Origin of the sequence: Haloechinothrix alba, from assembly GCF_900188115.1 — a bacterium.
GTDB classification, from domain to species: domain Bacteria; phylum Actinomycetota; class Actinomycetes; order Mycobacteriales; family Pseudonocardiaceae; genus Haloechinothrix; species Haloechinothrix alba.
Map to the genome: position 1 here is coordinate 153,288 of NZ_FZNW01000002.1, position 18,159 is coordinate 171,446.

Annotated in this window: 17 protein-coding genes and 1 tRNA gene; 12 read left to right on the forward strand and 6 right to left on the reverse strand. The window is 70.0% G+C overall.

The annotated features are described in order from the left end of the window. Window positions 1–40: 40 nt before the first annotated feature. Genes CHB84_RS02250 through CHB84_RS23390 form a run of 3 tightly spaced genes read right to left on the reverse strand, consistent with a single transcriptional unit; the run spans window position 41 to window position 1,085 of the window. Window positions 41–223, reverse strand: coding sequence for a DUF397 domain-containing protein (locus CHB84_RS02250; RefSeq protein WP_089299777.1), 183 nt, complete (start codon window positions 221–223; stop codon window positions 41–43). After that, window positions 165–734 (reverse strand): DUF5753 domain-containing protein, encoded by a 570-nt coding sequence (locus CHB84_RS23385; protein ID WP_281251726.1) that lies wholly within the window; start codon window positions 732–734, stop codon window positions 165–167. The genes CHB84_RS02250 and CHB84_RS23385 overlap by 59 nt, the downstream gene beginning before the upstream one ends. Window positions 735–749: 15 nt before the next feature. After that, on the reverse strand, window positions 750–1,085 hold the full coding sequence (locus CHB84_RS23390) for a helix-turn-helix domain-containing protein (protein ID WP_245818504.1): 336 nt from the start codon (window positions 1,083–1,085) through the stop codon (window positions 750–752). 212 nt (window positions 1,086–1,297) lie between these two features. Between CHB84_RS23390 and CHB84_RS02260 the strand changes: the two genes are divergently transcribed. Genes CHB84_RS02260 through CHB84_RS02275 form a run of 5 tightly spaced genes read left to right on the forward strand, consistent with a single transcriptional unit; the run spans window position 1,298 to window position 4,913 of the window. Beyond that, window positions 1,298–2,257, forward strand: a complete 960-nt coding sequence (locus CHB84_RS02260; RefSeq protein ID WP_089299778.1) for an ABC transporter ATP-binding protein — start codon at window positions 1,298–1,300, stop codon at window positions 2,255–2,257. Then, entirely contained in the window at window positions 2,254–3,054 is an 801-nt protein-coding gene (locus CHB84_RS02265) for an ABC transporter permease (RefSeq protein WP_089299779.1), read from the forward strand. The genes CHB84_RS02260 and CHB84_RS02265 overlap by 4 nt, the downstream gene beginning before the upstream one ends. Then, window positions 3,051–4,103, forward strand: a complete 1,053-nt coding sequence (locus tag CHB84_RS02270; RefSeq protein ID WP_141134549.1) for a sensor histidine kinase — start codon at window positions 3,051–3,053, stop codon at window positions 4,101–4,103. The genes CHB84_RS02265 and CHB84_RS02270 overlap by 4 nt, the downstream gene beginning before the upstream one ends. A 28-nt stretch (window positions 4,104–4,131) precedes the next feature. Further along, window positions 4,132–4,281 carry a hypothetical protein gene (locus CHB84_RS22680; protein ID WP_176439747.1) on the forward strand — a complete coding sequence of 50 codons (150 nt, stop codon included), beginning with the start codon at window positions 4,132–4,134 and terminating at the stop codon, window positions 4,279–4,281. Next, window positions 4,278–4,913, forward strand: a complete 636-nt coding sequence (locus CHB84_RS02275) for a response regulator transcription factor (protein WP_245818505.1) — start codon at window positions 4,278–4,280, stop codon at window positions 4,911–4,913. The genes CHB84_RS22680 and CHB84_RS02275 overlap by 4 nt, the downstream gene beginning before the upstream one ends. A 21-nt stretch (window positions 4,914–4,934) precedes the next feature. Here the strand turns inward: CHB84_RS02275 and mfd are convergent, their stop codons facing one another. Next, window positions 4,935–8,528 (reverse strand): transcription-repair coupling factor, encoded by a 3,594-nt coding sequence (gene mfd, locus CHB84_RS02280; protein ID WP_089299781.1) that lies wholly within the window; start codon window positions 8,526–8,528, stop codon window positions 4,935–4,937. A gap of 121 nt (window positions 8,529–8,649) precedes the next feature. Here mfd and CHB84_RS02285 point away from each other — a divergent pair, with 121 nt between their 5' ends. Further along, entirely contained in the window at window positions 8,650–9,861 is a 1,212-nt protein-coding gene (locus CHB84_RS02285) for a PQQ-dependent sugar dehydrogenase (RefSeq protein ID WP_089299782.1), read from the forward strand. 28 nt (window positions 9,862–9,889) lie between these two features. On the opposite strand, the gene CHB84_RS02290 is transcribed toward CHB84_RS02285, so the two are convergent. Together CHB84_RS02290 and CHB84_RS02295 are read right to left on the reverse strand one after the other, a co-directional pair. After that, window positions 9,890–10,486 (reverse strand): TetR/AcrR family transcriptional regulator, encoded by a 597-nt coding sequence (locus CHB84_RS02290; protein ID WP_089299783.1) that lies wholly within the window; start codon window positions 10,484–10,486, stop codon window positions 9,890–9,892. Window positions 10,487–10,678: 192 nt separating this feature from the next. Then, window positions 10,679–11,644 (reverse strand): acyl-CoA desaturase, encoded by a 966-nt coding sequence (locus CHB84_RS02295; protein ID WP_089299784.1) that lies wholly within the window; start codon window positions 11,642–11,644, stop codon window positions 10,679–10,681. 455 nt (window positions 11,645–12,099) lie between these two features. Between CHB84_RS02295 and CHB84_RS02300 the strand changes: the two genes are divergently transcribed. The 6 genes from CHB84_RS02300 to pth all read left to right on the forward strand — a co-directional run bounded on the left by CHB84_RS02300 (window position 12,100) and on the right by pth (window position 18,137). Then, window positions 12,100–12,171, forward strand: a tRNA-Gln gene (locus CHB84_RS02300). A gap of 97 nt (window positions 12,172–12,268) precedes the next feature. Further along, the gene (locus CHB84_RS02305) at window positions 12,269–13,933 is read left to right on the forward strand and encodes a GGDEF domain-containing protein (RefSeq protein WP_245818507.1); all 1,665 of its coding nucleotides are present in this window, start codon (window positions 12,269–12,271) and stop codon (window positions 13,931–13,933) included. Between the two features lie 188 nt (window positions 13,934–14,121). Then, window positions 14,122–15,618: a bifunctional UDP-N-acetylglucosamine diphosphorylase/glucosamine-1-phosphate N-acetyltransferase GlmU gene (gene glmU, locus CHB84_RS02310; protein WP_281251723.1), complete on the forward strand. Its 1,497-nt coding sequence runs from the start codon at window positions 14,122–14,124 to the stop codon at window positions 15,616–15,618. Then, complete coding sequence (locus CHB84_RS02315) at window positions 15,615–16,595, forward strand: ribose-phosphate diphosphokinase (protein ID WP_089299786.1); 981 nt, start codon at window positions 15,615–15,617, stop codon at window positions 16,593–16,595. The genes glmU and CHB84_RS02315 overlap by 4 nt, the downstream gene beginning before the upstream one ends. Window positions 16,596–16,877: 282 nt before the next feature. Continuing rightward, window positions 16,878–17,522 (forward strand): 50S ribosomal protein L25/general stress protein Ctc, encoded by a 645-nt coding sequence (locus tag CHB84_RS02320; protein WP_089299787.1) that lies wholly within the window; start codon window positions 16,878–16,880, stop codon window positions 17,520–17,522. 15 nt (window positions 17,523–17,537) lie between these two features. Continuing rightward, a complete protein-coding gene (gene pth, locus CHB84_RS02325) occupies window positions 17,538–18,137 on the forward strand; it encodes an aminoacyl-tRNA hydrolase (RefSeq protein WP_089299788.1) in 600 nt (199 codons plus the stop codon). Window positions 18,138–18,159 lie beyond the last annotated feature (22 nt).

An 18,159-nucleotide genomic window follows, 5' to 3' on the forward strand; every position in this document is an offset into this window, starting at 1 on the left:
AGCTGTGCGCTGCGTCACGGACTATGCCCGAATGGTGATCTCATCGCAGCGTCCGGAGGAACGCCAGCCAGCCCGCTGTGCGCACCGACAGGGTGCCGCCGCGCGGGTTCTTGGAGTCGCGAACCAGGACATCCGTGGCCTGCCTGGCGACCTCCACGCAGTCATTACCCGCGCTGTAGCTGCTCGTGCGCCAGTCGCGCCTGCCTGCCTCGTGGACCGTCATGATGGCTCTCCCCATCCGGATAGAGTTCGGTTGCCAGCGTGGCAATCACCTCCCTCGATTGTTCCTCACCCAGCGCGGTGCCCGCGAGGGCGCGCAGCACGTTCCGGTAGGCGGCGATCTCCTCCGGCTCCTCCAGGAACAGGCTGGTGGTCTCGCTGTCGACATAGGCCACGGGCTCGAACTCGGCGAACTCCAGGAGTTTGAAGGAGCCGGCCATGCCGGCGTGCGCGCCGAGGTCCAGCGGGACCACCCGCAGCGCGATGTACGGCCGCACCGACATGCGCAACAGGTGATGCAGCTGTTCGGACATCACCGCGGGCCCGCCAACCGGCAGGCGCAACGCCGACTCGTGCACGAAGAACGTGAAGCGCGCCGGGCGGGTACGGCTGAACAGCGCCTGGTGGCCCAGCCTCGCGGCGACGCGGTCCTCGACCTCGCTGCCCGGCACGTTCGCGATGCGGGAGATCACCGCCCGCGCGTACGCGCCCGTCTGTAGCAGCCCCGGCACCAGCGCCGCCTGGAAGTCCTAGATGCGTACCGCCTGGTCCTCGTGGTCGATGAGCGTGCGCAGCTGCTTGGGCAGGCGCGAGCCGTGCTGCTGCAGCCAGCCAGGGGTGCCGCTGTCATGGCAGAGCCGCAGCAGCCGGTCCCGCTCCCTGCCCGTCACGCGGCAGACGGCGAGGAAGGCCGACACGTCCACCTCGTTACCGCCGCGCTTGCCGTTGAGCAGGCGGGACACCCTGCTCGGCGACCAGCCAAGCAGGCGGGCGGCGTCCTGGCCGGTGAGCCCGGCCCCCGTCATGGCGCTGCGCAACCCCTCGCCGAGCTCGCGGCTACGGATCGTTGTCTGCCGGTCCTCCATGCGCGCCGACCTTAGCGGGCCGGCCCGATAGTAGCCGCCATACCAGCACGAACTGTCCCGGATCGGAGCACGGCGTGTCCCCGTGGCAAGGCAGGTTCGCGCGCTCGCACCACCTGCCATGACATCTGTCATGGGACATCGATGAGTAGCGGAACGGACAACGATGATGCCGCGCACTGGTGGCAGGCCCGTACGCGCCGGACAGTTGAAACATGAACGCGGCAACGGCAGGCACACCGGCCATCACAGTCGACGCGCTGCGGCGCAGCTACGGCGGCAGGCGGGGATTCGAAGCGGTACGTGGCATCGACTTCCGGGTCGACCACGGCGAGGTACTGGCCGTGCTGGGAACCAACGGAGCAGGCAAGACGTCCGCGATGGAGGTCGTCGAAGGCGTCGCGGCACCGACCTCGGGGCGGGTCCGCGTGCTCGGCTACGACCCTTGGGCCGACCGCGCCGCCGCACGTCCCCGCATGGGCATCATGCTGCAGTCCGGCGGTTTCCCCTCCGACCTCACCGTGGTCGAGACCGCGCGGATGTGGGCGGGCACCCTGTCCGAACCCCGGCCGGTGGCCGAAGGTCTCGAGATGGTCAACCTCCAGCAGCGCGCCGGCACGCCGGTCAAACAGCTCTCCGGCGGTGAGCGCCGCCGCCTCGACCTCGCCCTCAGCCTGCTGGGCAACCCCGAGGTGCTGTTGCTCGACGAGCCGACCACCGGCCTGGATCCGGAGAGTCGCAGGAACACCTGGCGGCTGATCAGCCGGCTACGCGCCGCGGGTACCGCCATCGTCCTGACCATGCACTACCTGCACGAGGCCGAGGAGCTCGCCGACCGAATCGCGATCCTGCACTGCGGGGCGATCGTGCGTTCCGGCAGCGTCGCCGAGATCGTCGCCGAGCATCCCTCCCGGATCACCTTCGCGACACCTCCGGTCGCGATTCCCGAGCTCGCAGGGTCCACAGTGCACACCAGCGCTACGACGACCACGGTGCACACCGCCGACCTGCAGGGCACCCTTACCGAACTGCTGAGCTGGGCCGCGGAGCGGGGAATCCGGCTGGAGTCCCTGCGGGCGAGTACCGCCTCGCTCGAATCGGCATTCCTGGCCGTGGCAGGCGAGGAGCACGCGGCAAGCGCGCACGACACGACACACGAGAGGTCACTGTCATGAGCATCGCCACCCGCGCGCGATCCGGAACGGTCGCGCGAGTCGCCTCCCTTGCCCGTGCCGAGACGACCCTGCTGCGGCGTAACAAGCTCCTGCTGTTCAACGCGGTGGTCATCCCGTTGCTGCCGGTCGCCTTGCTGCTGTTCGTGCGAGCCGAGGGCGAGCTGACCGACGAGGCCGCCACCACCGCGCTCACACTCATGATCGCGGCGCTGTTGCTGTTCGCCGTCTACTACAACCTGCTCTCCTCGGTTGTCGCCAGGCGGGAGGAGCTGGTGCTCAAGCGGATGCGCGCCGGTGAGTGCTCCGATGCCGAGATCCTCGCAGGCACGGCGCTGCCCGCTATCGGTATCGCGCTGGCCATGGTGGCGTTGATGATCCTCGTCGGCTCGGCGGCCCTAGGCCTACCCGCGCCGTCGAACCCCGTCCTGCTTGTCCTCGGTATACTCGGCGGTGCGCTGACATTCACCGCGCTCGCACTCATCACCACCACCGTCACCCGCAACTCCGAAGCGGCCCAGATCACCAGCATGCCAGTGATCATGATCGCCGTGCTCGGGTTGCCTCTGGTGGCCGACGGGCTGCCGGAACAGGTCCGGCAGCTGGCGCCCTACCTCCCGCTGCACCCGGTGATGGAGCTGGCCACCCTCGGCTGGATGGGGACCACACTTCACGGTGACAGCGCCGGTTTCGCGGAGAGCTTCACGCACGCCTGGGAACCCGGGCTCGTGATTCTGGGATGGCTGGTGCTCGGCGCGCTCGTGGCCCGCTCGTACTTCCGCTGGGAACCCCGCCGATGAGCACGGACCCGGCGGGCGTGCGTGCCGCGAGGCCCGCGTGGCAGGCTCGGCGCATGTGCCCTACACCTGCCCGGCCCCTGGACCACTCGGCACAGGTGCGGCGGGTGCACCTCTACACCGACAGTTCGCTGTACCTGATGCTGGCGGCCGTTCCGGTGATCGCGTCGGCCCGGCTGATCACCGTGCTGGCCGGGTCGCGGTCCCCCGGCAGTGCGGGCACACTACTCGCGCTGCTCGTGACCCACTGGTTCGTGGGTATGTGGCTGTTGCACGCAACGACGCGCCAGTACCCGCACGTCCGGCCGCTGCCGGTGCCGCCACTGGTCACACTCGCCGCCACCACCATCACTACGGGGACAGTGGCCGTGTTGCTGCCCGGACCGGACGCCGAGACGGCACGGTGGATCGCGGTCTCGATCGGCTACGTCGCCACGACTGCGGTCGCGCCCCTGTTACGGGGCGTCGCGTGCGTCCTGTGGCCCGCGGGTGTCGGAGCCGTCGCCGCTGCCGTGATCGAACCGATCCCCGCCGGGATCCTGCACGCCCTCATCGCCGCGGGCCTGATCGCCACGGTACGGGTGTCGCTGTGGCTGCGGGACGTCGTCCGCGTGCTCGACGACGCCCGGTCCGCGCAGTCGGCGCTGGCCGTGGCCGAAGAAAGGCTACGGATCTCCCGGGACCTGCACGACATCCTCGGACGCAACCTCGCCGCGATCGCGGTCAAGAGCGAGCTGGCGGCCGAACTCGGCAAGCGCGACGGCAGGCGCGCCACCGAGCAGATGCTGGAGGTACGCGGTCTCGCCGACGAATCGCTGCGCGAGACCCGCGACCTCGCGCACGGCTACCGGGATGTCGAGCTCGACGGCGAGGTCGCCGGGGCGCGCGCTGCTGGAGGCAGCGGGCATCACCTGTACCACCGACCTCGGCGAGGCAGGTGCGGACACGCTGACCGGGCACGAGCAGGAGATGGCCGCCTGGGTCATCCGCGAAGCGACGACGAATGTCCTGCGGCACAGCTCCGCCGCCACATGCTGCATACGCCTCCGTGACCGTACACTGGTCGTCTCCAACGACGGCGTGGACCAGCGCCGCGTCGGCTCGCCCGGCAACGGCCTCACCGGTCTGCGCGAACGCCTCGAACGGGTCAGTGCGAGCCTGACCGCCGGTAGCTCCGGCGGAGAGTTCACCGTCACCGTGAACTTCGCGCCGGAGAGGAGTCACCCGTGAACATCGACGAGAGCGCACGAGCCCGGACCATCCGGGTACTGCTCGCCGAGGACGAGCACCTCATCCGGGACGCGCTGGCCGCGATCCTGGAACTGGAGACCGACATCGAGATCACCGCGCGGGCCGCAACCGGCCAGGAGGCACTCGCGACGGCCGTGCGGCACCGGCCCGACGTCGCCGTGCTCGACCTGCAACTGCCCGACATCGGCGGGCTCGAGGTCGCCGAGCGGCTGGCGACCGACCTGCCCGAGTGCCGGATGCTGGTCGTGACCAGCCACGGGCGTCCGGGCTACCTGAAGAAGGCGCTGTCGGTAGGGGTTCTCGGGTTCCTGCCGAAGACCGTGCGAGCGCGCGTGCTCGCCGAGGCGATCCGCGCGGTACGCGACGGCCGGCGCTATGTCGACCCGGAACTGGCCGGGGAGGCCATCGGGGCGGGGGACTCACCACTGACGCCACGCGAGTCCGATGTGCTCGAATACGCGGCCAACGGGGCGGGGATCGAGGAGATCGCGCGCCGCGCGGCACTGACCGTCGGCACCACACGCAACTACCTGTCCTCGGCGACCAGTAAGATCGGCGCGGCCAACCGCCACGAAGCCTGCGCCATCGCCCGCCGTCACGGCTGGATCTAGCGCGCTACGACAGGGCGCGGCTCACGAACCGGTCATCGAGCGCAGCAGCTGGGTGCACCACTCGAGGAGCTCCTCGTCGCGCAGCGGTGGGGCGCCCATCCGGCCGCCCGCCGCCCCCTCCGTCGGCCTGGGGACCGACACGGTTGAGGTCACCGACTTGTACACCGCCTTCGGGTACAGCCGCTTGAGCCGCACGACCTGCGAGTCGGCCAGCGATATCGGGCTGAACCGGACGGTGCTGCCCTGCAACGTCACCTCGGACACACCGGCCTGCCTGCACTCCTGGCGGAACGCGGCGACGGCGAGCAGCCGCCGCACCGGCGCGGGATAGTTGCCGTACCGGTCGACGAGCTCGTCGCCGACAGCCTTGAGCTCCTCGGCATCGGAGGCCGCCGCGATCTTGCGATAGGCCTCCAGACGCAGCCGTTCGCCGGGCACGTAGTCGTGCGGCAGGTGCGCGTCGACCGGAAGATCGACCCGCACCTCGGCGGGCTCGGACTCCTCCGGCTCCTGCCCGCCGGACTCCAGCGCCTTCTTGTACGACTCCACGGCTTCGCCGACCAGCCGCACGTACAGGTCGAAACCCACGCCTGCGATGTGCCCGGACTGCTCGGCGCCGAGGATGTTGCCCGCTCCCCGGATCTCCAGGTCCTTCATGGCAACGGCCATACCCGAGCCCAGCTCGGTGTTCTGCGCGATCGTGGCCAGCCGGTCGTGCGCCGTCTGCGTCAGGGTCGCGTCCGGCGGGTACAGGAAGTAGGCGTAGCCGCGTTCCCGCGCGCGCCCCACCCTGCCGCGCAACTGGTGCAGCTGGGCGAGCCCGAGCTGGTCACCGCGCTCCACGATCAGCGTATTGGCGTTGGCGATGTCCAAACCGGACTCCACGATGGTGGTGCACACCAGCACGTCGTACTCGCGCTCCCAGAAGCCCTGGATGATCTTCTCGAGCTTGTGCTCGTTCATCTGTCCGTGCGCGACGACCACGCGCGCCTCAGGGACCAGCTCGCGGATCCGGCGCGCCGCCTTGTCGATCGTCGACACCCGGTTGTGCACGTAGAACACCTGGCCGTCCCGCAGCAGCTCGCGATGGATCGCCGCAGCCACCTGCTTCTCCTCGTAGGCGCCCACGTAGGTCAGCACCGGGTGCCGGTCCTCGGGCGGGGTGAGGATCGTCGACATCTCCTTGATCCCGGACATGCTCATCTCCAGCGTGCGCGGGATCGGCGTTGCCGACATGGTGAGCACGTCCACGTGGGTGCGCAGCGACTTGATGTGCTCCTTGTGCTCGACGCCGAAACGCTGCTCCTCGTCGACGATGACCAGCCCCAGGTCCTTGTACCGGATACCGGTCTGCAGCAGCCGGTGCGTGCCGATCACGATGTCCACCTCGCCTGCGGCCAGCCCGGCGAGAACCTTCTCCGCCTCCGGCGGGTCGGTGAACCGCGACATCCCCCTGATGGTGATCGGGAACGCGCCCATCCGCTCGGTGAACGTGCTGAGGTGCTGCTGGGCAAGCAGCGTGGTCGGCACGAGCACCGCTACCTGCTTGCCTGCCTGCACCGCCTTGAACGCCGCCCGCACCGCGATCTCGGTCTTGCCGTAGCCGACGTCGCCGCAGACCACACGGTCCATCGGCACGCCGCTGCGCATGTCCGACTTCACCTCGTCGATGGCGGCCATCTGGTCGCTGGTCTCGACGTACGGGAAGGCGTCCTCGAGCTCCGCCTGCCACGGGGTGTCGTCGCCGAAGGCGTAGCCGGGGGACGCCTGCCGCGCGGCGTAGAGCTGGACCAGCTCCGCGGCGATCTCCTTGACCGCCTTGCGCGCCTTGGCCTTGGTGTTCTGCCAGTCCGAGCCGCCGAGCTTGTTCAGCGCGGGAGTCTCGCCGCCGACGTAACGGGAGACCTCGTCGAGCTGGTCGGTCGGCACGAAGAGCCGGTCGCCCGGCTGCCCCCGTTTCGAGGAGGCGTACTCCAGCACCAGGTACTCGCGGGTGGCTCCGCCGACGGTCCGCTGCACCATCTCCACGTACCTGCCGATGCCGTGCTGATCGTGCACGACGAAGTCACCCGTTTTCAGCGCCAGCGGGTCGACGGCATTGCGGCGGCGCGACGGCATCTTGGTGTTGAGATCCGATGTGGACTGACCTGCTGTCGCGCCGCGACCGGTGACATCGGCCTCGCTGAGCACGACAAGGCCCGCATCCCGCAGGACGAACCCCTCCGCGAGCGCCCCGCACGTCACCGTGACCACGCCAGGGGTCGGCGGCTCGCTCAACCCGGCGTCCGCCGAGGTCGCAGGGACCTCCGCGGACGAGAGCTGCTCGACGGCGCGGGTCGCGGTACCCGCACCGGCCACCACAAGCACCGCGGCGCCTCCGGAGGACACGTGCGCGCGCAGGTCGGCGGCCGCACGGTCCAGGTCCCCCCGGTAGATGGGTGCCGCCTCCACATCCGTGCTCAACACCGCAGGGTCCTCGCTGGTGAGCTGGGACAACGTCCACCAGCACCTGCCGGTATCGATGACGTGCCGCTCGATCTCGGCGAGATCGCGGTAGGCCGATGTCCCCAGGTCGAGAGGAGCCTGGCCACCGTCCGCCGCGCTCACCCAGGAGGCCTCGAGGAACTCCTGGCCGGTACGCACCAGGTCCTGGGCACGGGCGCGGACCTTCTCCGGGTCGGCCAGCAGCACGTGGCTCCCGCGCGGCATCGCGTCGGTCAGCAACTCCATCTCGCCGGGCACCAGCGCCGGGATCAGCGACTCCATACCCTCGCAGGGCACCCCACCGGCGATCTTGGTCAGCATCTCGGCGAGACCGGTGTCCGATGCGTGCTCGGCGGCCAGCGCCCCGGCACGCTCCCGGACATCCTCGGTCAGCAGCAGCTCGCGGCAGGCCGGTGCGGTGACCTCGCCGACCTCCTCGGCGAGCGAGCGCTGGTCGGCGACGGCGAACGTGCGGATCTCGGTGACCTCGTCGCCGAAGAACTCCGCCCGGTACGGGTGCGCCGCCGTCGGCGGAAAGACATCGACGATCCCGCCGCGCACGGCGAACTCGCCACGCTTCTCGACCATGTCCACCCGGGTGTACGCGAGGTCGGCGAGCCGGGTGACGACGTCTTCGAACTCGCTCTCCTCGCCGACCCGGAGCATCACCGGCTCGAGGTTGCCGAGCCCGGGTGCGATCGGCTGGATGAGGCTGCGTACCGCCGTGACGACGACCCGGATGCCCCCGCGATCGGCGCGGGCCAGCCGGTACAGCACGTCGAGGCGCTTACCGACGGTGTCGGCCCGCGGCGACAGGCGCTCGTGCGGCAGCGTCTCCCAGGACGGCAGCAGCGCGACAGCCTCTTCTCCCAGCAGGCTGCCCAGCGCGGCGGCCAGCTCCTCGCTCTCCCTGCCGGTGGCGGTGACCGCGAGAACCGGCCGGTCACCGCCGTCCGGCGCGGCGATCGCGGCCGCGACGAGCTGCCGCGCCGAGGCGGGGCCCTGCACGTCGAGGGTGGCCGATCCGGCGCGTTCACCGAGCGTACGCAAGGCTGGGGTGGGCAGAACCGTGGACAACAGTCCGGACAGCGATGCTGACACGGGTGCGCGTACCTCCCAGGATCCGAACATGCGGACAGACCCCTGCCCGGGACGAACCCGCGTGCAGGGGTACCACCTCCAGCTTACGGGTCGGGCGAGTGCCGGTGCGCACAGACTGCACACGAGCGGCCGTGCACGTCATCCTGGGGTCATGCGCGGATCACGTCTCGGCCTGGCACTGGCAGCGGCACTCCTGCTCGCGGCATGCACCGACAGCACCGGCGACGACCCCGACGGCCCCGGCGGCCCCGGCGACGGCACCGTGCCGTCGCCGGGGGACGTGAGCGGCTTCGAGGTCGACGAGATCGCAGGCGGGTTCACCCACCCCTGGGACGTGGGATTCCTACCCGGCGGGCAGCTGCTGATCACCGAGCGCCCCGGCCGGATCACCCTGCTCGGCAGCGGCGAACCGGGCGCGCGGGCCACCGAGGTGGCCGCTGACCTGGACGACGTGTACGCCGAGGGGGAGGGCGGCCTGATGGGGATCGCGGTGCACCCGGACTTCGCCGAGAGCCGCGAGTTCACCACCTGCCAGGCGCACGGCCCGGACGGGCAGCCGGTCGACGTCCGGTTGGTCACATGGCGGCTGTCCGCCGACGGCACGCGCGCCGAGCACGTCCGGGACCTGGTCACCGGGCTGCCGCTGAACCCGAGCGGGCGGCACTCCGGGTGCAGGCCTGCGATCGGGCCGGACGGCGAGCTGCTGGTGGGCACAGGGGACTCCGCCGACCCGCACGTGCCGCAGGACCGCGGCAGCCTCGGCGGCTCGATGCTGCGCGTCGACCTCGACACCGGGCAGGGCCTGCCGGACAACCCCTTCGCAGGCTCCGACGACGCCGACGAGCGCAGGATCGCCAGCTACGGTCACCGCAACATCCAGGGCGTGGCCGTGCACCCGGATACAGGGCAGGTGCTGATCAGCGAGCACGGTCCCGCCGTCGCCGACGAGATCAACCTGCTCGAACTCGGCGGAAACTACGGCTGGGATCCCGGCCAGGGCGGCACTGTGGACAGCTACGACGAGAACGTGCCGATGACCGATCTCGAACGCTACCCCGATGCCGTACCGGCCCGGTGGGACACCGGCGACGACACCGAGGCGCTCTGCGGCGCGGCCGTCCTGGACGGCCGGCAGTGGGGCAGGTGGGACGGCGCGCTGGCCGTGGCCGCGCTGCGCGGCGAGAAACTACTGCTGTTCGGCCTGGACGCAGACGCCGAGGTCACCGAGGTCGCCGTGCCGGAGGAGCTGGACGGGACGTACGGCAGGCTGCGGGCCGCGCGTACCGGCCCGGAAGGCGCGCTCTACGTCACCACGACCAACGGCGACGACGACACCGTGCTGCGGGTGCGGCCGGCGTCCTGACACGTCGTTGCGGTGCAGCCGCCCCGCGTTACTCCTCGGGGAACAGCTTCGGCTTGTGCTCCAAATGCGACAGGCCGTTCCAGGCGAGGTTGACCAGGTGCGCCGCGACCTCGTCGCGTTTGGGCTTGCGCGCGCCCAGCCACCACTGCCCGGTAAGCGCCACCATCCCCACCAGCGCCTGCGCGTAGAGCGGGGCGAGCTTGGGATCGTAACCCCGCGCAGAGAACTGCTGGGCGAGGATGTGCTCGACCTGGCTGGCGATGTCGTTGAGCAGGCTGGAGAACGTCCCCGTCGAGCTGGCCACAGGCGAGTCGCGCACCAGGATGCGGAACCCGTCGTGCGACTCCTCCACGTAGCCGAGCAGCGCGTCCGCGGCCTGCTGCAACATCGCCCGCGGATGACCACCGTGCAATGTGGACACCATCCGGTCGAGCAGCAGATGCGTCTCGCGGTCCACCACGACCGCGTAGATGCCCTCCTTGCCCCCGAAGTGCTCGTAGACAACGGGTTTGGAGACATTCGCCCGGTGCGCGATCTCCTCGACCGACGCACCCTCGAAACCCTTCTCGGCGAACAACGCCTTCGCCACGTCGAGCAGCTGCTGCCTGCGCTCGGTGCCGGTCATGCGCGCACGTGCCACGGGAGCCGCCGGTCGAGTACCGGTGGCAGCTTGCTTCTTCGCCCGTCGCCTGGCCGCCACGCCGCTACCCTACCGACGCCCGAGGAGGGGCCCGTAGCACGGGCGCGGAACGAGACGGCCGGCGGCAGTGCTCGCTACACTGTCCGCCGCGCCGTTCGCCGCGCTGCCCCCGCACGGTTACGCGGACTTGGCGGAGAGCCTGGCCAGCCGCCGCTCGGTAGGCCAACGTACGTTCCATACCCAGCCGAGTTTCTCGAACATCCAGATCAGCCGGGCAGAGATGTCGAACTGACCGCGACCCACACCGTGCCGCGCCGAGGTGGGGTCCGCGTGGTGCAGGTTGTGCCAGGACTCGCCCATCGACACGATGGCCAGCGGCCAGAAGTTCGCGGACCGGTCCCGCGCGGCGTACGGCCGCTCCCCGATCATGTGGCAGATCGAGTTGATCGACCACGTCACGTGGTGCAGCACGCCTGCGCGTACCAAGCCTGCCCAGAAGAACGCGGTGACCCCACCCCACAACGACCAGGTGATCAGGCCACCAAGCACACCCGGAAGGACCAGGCTCACCGCGGTCCACAGCGCGAACTGCCTGTCGATCCGCACGATGGCGCGGTCCTTGGCCAGGTCCGGGGCGAAGCGCTCGACGTTGGTGCTGCCGCGCTCGAACAGCCACCCCATGTGCGCGTGCCAGAAGCCCTTGGCCAACGCCCACGGCGAGGTGCCGAACATCCACGGCGAGTGCGGGTCGCCTTCCTTGTCCGAGAAGGCGTGGTGCCTTCGATGGTCGGCGACCCAGGTGATCACCGGGCCCTGCAGGGCCGTGCTCCCGGCGATCGCCAGCAGGCTGCGCAACCACGGCTTGGCCTTGAACGAGCTGTGTGTAAAGTAACGATGGAAGCCTACCGTCACCCCGAGCGAGGAGAACAGGTAGAAGACGACGAACAGCCCGACGTCGACCCAGCCGAGCCCCCATCCCCACGCGAACGGGATCGCGGCGGCCAGAGCCAGCAGCGGGATCACGACACCGAGGTAGACGGAGGCTTGCACGCCGGCCGTCCGGTTCCCGCTCATGACGGGTTTCGCTCCCGCGGGCTCAGGCTGATCAGCGGGTCCGGTCGGCCGGTCCAGAGTTGCCGTCATGGGCTTCGCTACCTCCTGCGTCGTACTGTCAACAAGGTGGCGAGTCAGCATCGCCTTACCTACGGTCCCGTAACCTACGGTACCGGAACTTATACGTCTTGGGGAGTGCCTTGTGCCGCGGAAGACTCATCAACTTCCCCGTGTGCGGCGCGAACCGGCCCCGAACCCGGACCGTGCGCAGTGACGTCCCCCATCTCCGGTCCGACCGCCAAAAGGAGTGCCCGGCGGCCGCCACCTCCCACCGGGAGGCCCCGTCCCCCGGACGGCGGCCGGACCAACCGCAGCGACACCCCAAGCTCCGGTCCGACCGCCAAAAGGAGTGCCCGGCGGCCGCCACCTCCCACCGGGAGGCCCCGTCCCCCGGACGGCGGCCGGACCAACCGCTAGGGTGGTGGCGCCTGCGTGCACGGGCCAACCGGCGCGCAGGCCGCGCGGTACGATGCGGTCGTACCCGATCCGCCGTGGTGTAATTGGCAGCACTTCAGATTTTGGTTCTGACAGTTCAGGTTCGAATCCTGGCGGCGGAGCACACCACGATCGGCAAGGGGTGGCGCGCTGCGCGAGCGAGCGGATGATCGGCAGCCGGCCAGGCGACCAGCCCTGCACGAGGTCTCCGACGCCTGGTTGGCAGGCCGCGCGCGCGAACTGCGCGCCGCCGTCCAGCTGGTCAGCAGCAACGAGCAGCGCGTCATCATCTCCGAGATCGACGCCATCCTCGGCGAAACCCAACGCCGCGGCGACCCCGCGCTCATCGCCAACCTTCTGCGGAGCGCGGCGATGGGGCGGCTGGCCCTGCCCGGCCGCAACCAGGACGCCCAGCCGTTGATCGACGAGCTGCTCGCCCACTCCCGCAAGCACGGCCTCGTGGTGCAGCGTGCGGGCGCCCACGCGCTGCAGGGAAGGCTGCTGGCCTTCGACGACAAGGAAGACGCCGCGCTGACCGAGCTCGCCCGCGCGCTGGCGACCGTCGACGACATCGCGGCGCCCTCGGCATCCGAGGAACGCCGCGCGTTCGACCGGACACTGGCCAGCACCCTGGTCGACTGCTGGATCGTGCTCAACGAGCTGGCGATCTACGAGGTCGCCGAGGAGGTCAGCACGATGGCCCACCGCGCCCTCCGGGACAGCGCCGGGCCGCACGAGATCACCCTGCAGGTGTTCAACCTGATCACCATGATGCTGGCATGGGGTCTGCGCCTGGAACGCGTCGGTCGCGTCGCGGAGTCCCGGGAGAAGTTCCACCTCGCGGCATCGATGGCAGGCTCGGCCGAGGCGCCGTTCGCGGAGTCGCTGTTTCGCAGGTCGGAGGCCCCGGCGGTCGAGCAGATCGGCACGCTCGCGGCCGCGGTGGGCATCGCCAGCCCCGGCGCGGCACACATCGACCGGCTCACCCGGTTACTCCCGAAGACCAGCCATTCCGCCTCGCACGAGAAGCCGCTCGTCGCGATCGCGCTGGTGCGCTGCCTGGAACAGCAGGAACGTACCACGGAGGGCGTCGACGTCCTGCGGGGCGCGCTCCAGGAGATGCGGGACCGCAACGCGCCGACCGCCATCCGGATCGCGCTGGAACGCGAGCTCGTCCGGCTCGAGACAGCTCCCTACGCCGAGCTCCCGGAAGCGCTGCGTACCTACACCGACACGCTCGAGTCCGAGCTCTGGGCGATGCGCGAGTCCCGCGCGGTCACCCTGCAGACCCGCCGCGAGCACGAGCGCCTGTCCGCGGAGCACGGCGCGATCGCCGCGCAGGCGTTCCAGGACCCGCTGACCGGGCTCCCGAACCGGCGCGCCCTGGACGACCAGCTGCGCACCCTCTCCGGGTCCGCGGCGGCGCAGCCGCTGTCGGTGGCGCTCGTCGACCTGGACGGCTTCAAGGTCGTCAACGACGAGCAGTCGCACGCCGAGGGAGACAACGTCCTGCGTGTGATCGCGAGCACGCTCCGCGACTCCCTGCGCGGCGACGACTTCGTGGCCCGCTACGGCGGGGACGAGTTCATCGTGCTGCTGCCCGGGGCACCGGCCTCCTCCGCGAAAGCCGCGATGAACCGCGCCGTCAGCGCCGTCGCCGCCATACCCAGCCACCTCTCCCAGGGCGTCACGCTGTCCATCGGCCTGGTGTCGATGGCACCGCACGAGCATCCCGAGGCCGTACTCTCCCGTGCCGACGAGGCGATGTACCAGGCCAAACGTGGCGGCGGCAGCCAGGTCGCCACCACGACCGCGGACGGCGGCGACGGCCACTTTCCCGCTGAGGACCCGGACGAAGCAGGCAGCGAAGTACGCCCTCAGTGATCGCGACACGCGGGCACGTAGGATCAGGTTCCCGAGACATCATGACCGAGGAGGGCGCCTCGACACGGCCACGACGCCGGTCCTCGGGATAGGTTCCACGCGGCATCGGCCGTGGCAACCGCCCGGCACGAGGCGTGGAACGCGGCATCCGACAGGACAGCACTCCAGCCGTAACAGGTGGTCACACGGTGAACTTGCCGAACGAGCGAACAGGAAGAGACCCGCTGAGCACGGTGATCCTCGCGGCGGGCGAGGGCACCCGCATGCGCTCGGCCACCCCGAAGGTGCTGCACATGCTCGCGGGCCGGTCACTGGTCGAGCATGCCGTGCGCGCCGCGGCCGGACTCGACCCGGAGCACCTCGTCGTCGTGGTCGGGCACGCCCGCGCTGCGGTCGACGAGCACCTCTCCGGCGTCGGTGATCGCCTCGGCAGGCAACCTGCCACCGCCGTACAGCCCGAGCAGAACGGAACGGGCGACGCGGTGGCGTGCGGTCTCGCCGCCCTGCCCCGGCCGCTGACCGGCACGGTGCTCGTCACCTACGGGGACGTGCCCATGCTGGGCACGGACACGCTGTCCGCACTGCTGGCCGAGCACGAATCCGCAGGGCATGCGGTGACGATCCTGTCAGCCGTACTCACCGACCCCACCGGCTACGGCCGGATCGTGCGCGACGAGAGCTCTGCCGTCCGCGCCATCGTGGAGCAGGCCGACGCCGACGCGGAGCAGCTGGCCATCAACGAGATCAACTCCGGCGTGTACGCGTTCGACGCCGGGGTGCTTTCCGGTGCGCTGGAGCGGCTGTCCACCGACAACTCGCAGGGCGAGCTGTACCTGACCGACGTGCTGGGCATCGCGCGGGAGGATGGTCACACCGTCGGGGCGCTCGTCGCCGACGACCCGTGGCTGACCGAGGGCGTCAACGACCGTGTCCAGCTCTCCGCGGTCGGCGCCGAGCTGAACCGGCGCATCGTGCGGCACTGGCAGCGCGCCGGTGTGACCGTGGTGGATCCGGCGAGTACCTGGATCGACGCGGACGTGACGCTGGCCCCCGACGTGGTCGTCGAGCCGGGTGTGCAGCTACGCGGCGGTACCACCGTCGGGGATGCGGCCAGCATCGGGCCCGACACCACGCTGACGGACGTCCGCGTCGGGGAGGGGGCCGTCGTGCTGCGCACGCACGGCACCGACGCGGAGGTCGGGGACGGCGCCTCCGTCGGGCCGTTCGCCTACCTCCGGCCCGGCACACGCCTCGGCGCCGAGGGCAAGATCGGTACCTTCGTGGAGACCAAGCAGGCGGACATCGGGACCGGCACGAAGGTCCCGCACCTGACCTATGTCGGCGATGCCACCATCGGTGAGCACAGCAATATCGGCTGCGCGAACGTGTTCGCGAACTACGACGGTGTCGCCAAACACCACACCACGGTCGGCTCCTACGTGCGCACGGGCTCGGACACGGTGCTGGTAGCACCGGTCACGCTCGCCGACGGTGCGCACACGGGGGCGGGCGCAGTCGTGCGCCGGAACGTGCCTCCGGGGACCCTTGCGGTATCCGGAGGATCACAACGGAATATCGACGGATGGGTCGAGCGGCGACGGCCGGACACACCTGCCGCCGATGCGGCACGGAAGGCACGAGCCACGATGGACCACAGCGAGACGGATCGGGAGTCGCAGTCATGAGCCCCAAGTCGGGGACCCCCAAGAAGAACCTGATGCTCTTCGCCGGGCGATCGCACCACGAGCTCGCCGAAGAGGTCGCCAAGCACCTCAACGTGAGCGTCACCCCGCAGCAGGCGCGAACCTTCGCCAACGGCGAGATCTTCGTGCGCTTCGAGGAGTCGGTGCGCGGCGTCGACGCGTTCGTGATCCAGAGCCAGTGCCCGCCGATCAACGAATGGATCATGGAACAGTTGATCATGGTGGACGCGCTGAAGCGAGCCAGCGCCAAACGGATCACCGTGATCATGCCGTTCTACGCGTACAGCCGCCAGGACAAGAAGCACAAGGGGCGTGAGCCCATCTCGGCACGGCTGATCGCCGACCTGTTCAAGACGGCGGGCGCCGACCGGATCATGACCGTCGACCTGCACACCGCACAGATCCAGGGTTTCTTCGACGGCCCGGTGGACCACCTGTTCGCGCAGAACGTGCTCTGCCAGTACCTCAGCGACAACTACGGCACCAGCGACATCACGGTGGTCTCCCCCGACTCGGGCCGCGTGCGCCTTGCCGAGAAGTGGGCGCAGCAGCTCGGCGACCGGCCCATCGCGTTCATCCACAAGACACGCGACCCGGACCAGCCGAACGAGGCGGTGGCCAACCGTGTGGTGGGTAAGGTTCAGGGGCGGCTGTGCGTGCTCATCGACGACATCATCGACACCGGCGGCACGATCGTGAAGGCGACCGAGTCGCTGCTCAACGAGGGCGCGTCGGATGTCGTGATCGCCGCTACCCACGGGATCCTGTCCGATCCGGCCGTCGAGCGCCTGGCGAACAGCTCGGCAAGGGAGGTCGTGCTGACCAACACGCTGCCGATCCCTGAGGAGAAGCGCTTCGCCAAGATGTCGGTGCTGTCCATCGCCCCGCTCGTGGCGACAGCCATCCAGCAGGTCTTCGAGGACGGCTCCGTGACCAGCATGTTCGACGGCCAAGCCTGATTCCCTTCGGAAGGCTGAATGACGCTTTCAGTCCACGAGATGGACTGAAAGCGTCATTCAGCACACCGCAGGGTGAGGGGTGACCGGCCGGTCGCGGCGGGGCGGGTACGATGGGTGAGTTGCCCCGGCGAGGCGGGCCCAACGAAGCAGGCACGGCCCAGCGTGATCGGCGTGGCGGTATGCGGCAGCATGTGCTCGCGCGCCTCGAACACGCTCCTGTGTCAGCGGCTCGACCGCCGACCCGGTCACGATCCGCACCACGATCGCAAGGAGAGAACACCAGTGTCCGAGGTACGTCTGACCGCCGAACCCCGCACCGAGTTCGGCAAGGGCGCCGCACGCCGCTTCCGCCGCTCGGGCAAGATCCCGGCGGTGCTCTACGGGCACGGCACCGACCCCAAGCACCTCACCCTGCCCACCATCGAGTTCGCCCGCGTCATCCGGGAGAACGGGCGCAACGCGGTGCTCAGCCTGAACGTCGACGGCTCGCGGCGCCAGCTCGCGCTGACCAAGACCATCACGGTGCACCCGCTGAAGAACTACATCCAGCACGTCGACCTGCTCGTGCTCAAGCGCGGCGAGAAGGTCACCGTGGACATCCCGCTGCACATCACGGGCGAGGCCATCAGCGGCAGCCTCGTCAACCACGACCTGGACACGCTGTCGGTCGAGGTGGACGCGCTGCACATCCCGGAGTACCTCGAGGTCTCGATCGACGGCGCCGACATCGGCACCCAGGTCAACGCGGGTGACGTGGAGCTTCCCGAGGGCGCCAACCTGGTCACCGACCCCGAGGCGCTGGTCGTCGCGGTGAACGAGGCCCCGAGCGCCGAGTCGATGGAGGCCGAGGCCGACACCGAGGGCGCGGGCATGGTCGAGGACCCGTCGGAGACCGAGGGCTCCGCCTCCGGCGACGAGCAGGACTGACCTGCGCCGCCAGCGGTGACCGAACCCAGCGATGTCCCCGGAGCCGGCGAGCGCGTGTTGCTCGCCGGCCTCGGCAATCCCGGCCCCGGCTACGCCGGCAACCGGCACAACATCGGTTTCGGCGTCCTCGAGGAGCTGGCCTCCCGGATGGGCGAGAAGTTCACGTCGCACAAGGCGCGCGCCGATGTCATCGAGGGCAGGCTGGCAGGTTGTCGCGTCGTGCTGGCCAAGCCGCGCTCGTACATGAACCTCACCGGCCGTCCGGTATCCGGCCTCGCACGGTACTTCGGTATCGAGCCGTCCGGTGTCGTCGCCGTGCACGACGAGCTCGACCTCGACTTCGGTGCGGTTCGCCTGAAGTTCGGCGGCGGGGAGAGCGGGCACAACGGCCTGCGGTCGATCACCAAGTCGCTCGGCACGAAGGACTACTACCGGGTGCGCTTCGGTGTCGGCCGCCCGCCCGGCCGGATGCCCGCCGCGGACTACGTGCTCAAGGACTTCTCCGCGGCCGAGCGCCGCGAGCTCGACCTGCACATCGGGACCTGCGCCGACGCCGTCGAGACGTTGCTGGAGAAGGGTCTCGCGGCGGCACAGACGATCTTCCACGCGCGCTGACCCGACACGAGGTGTCGACCAG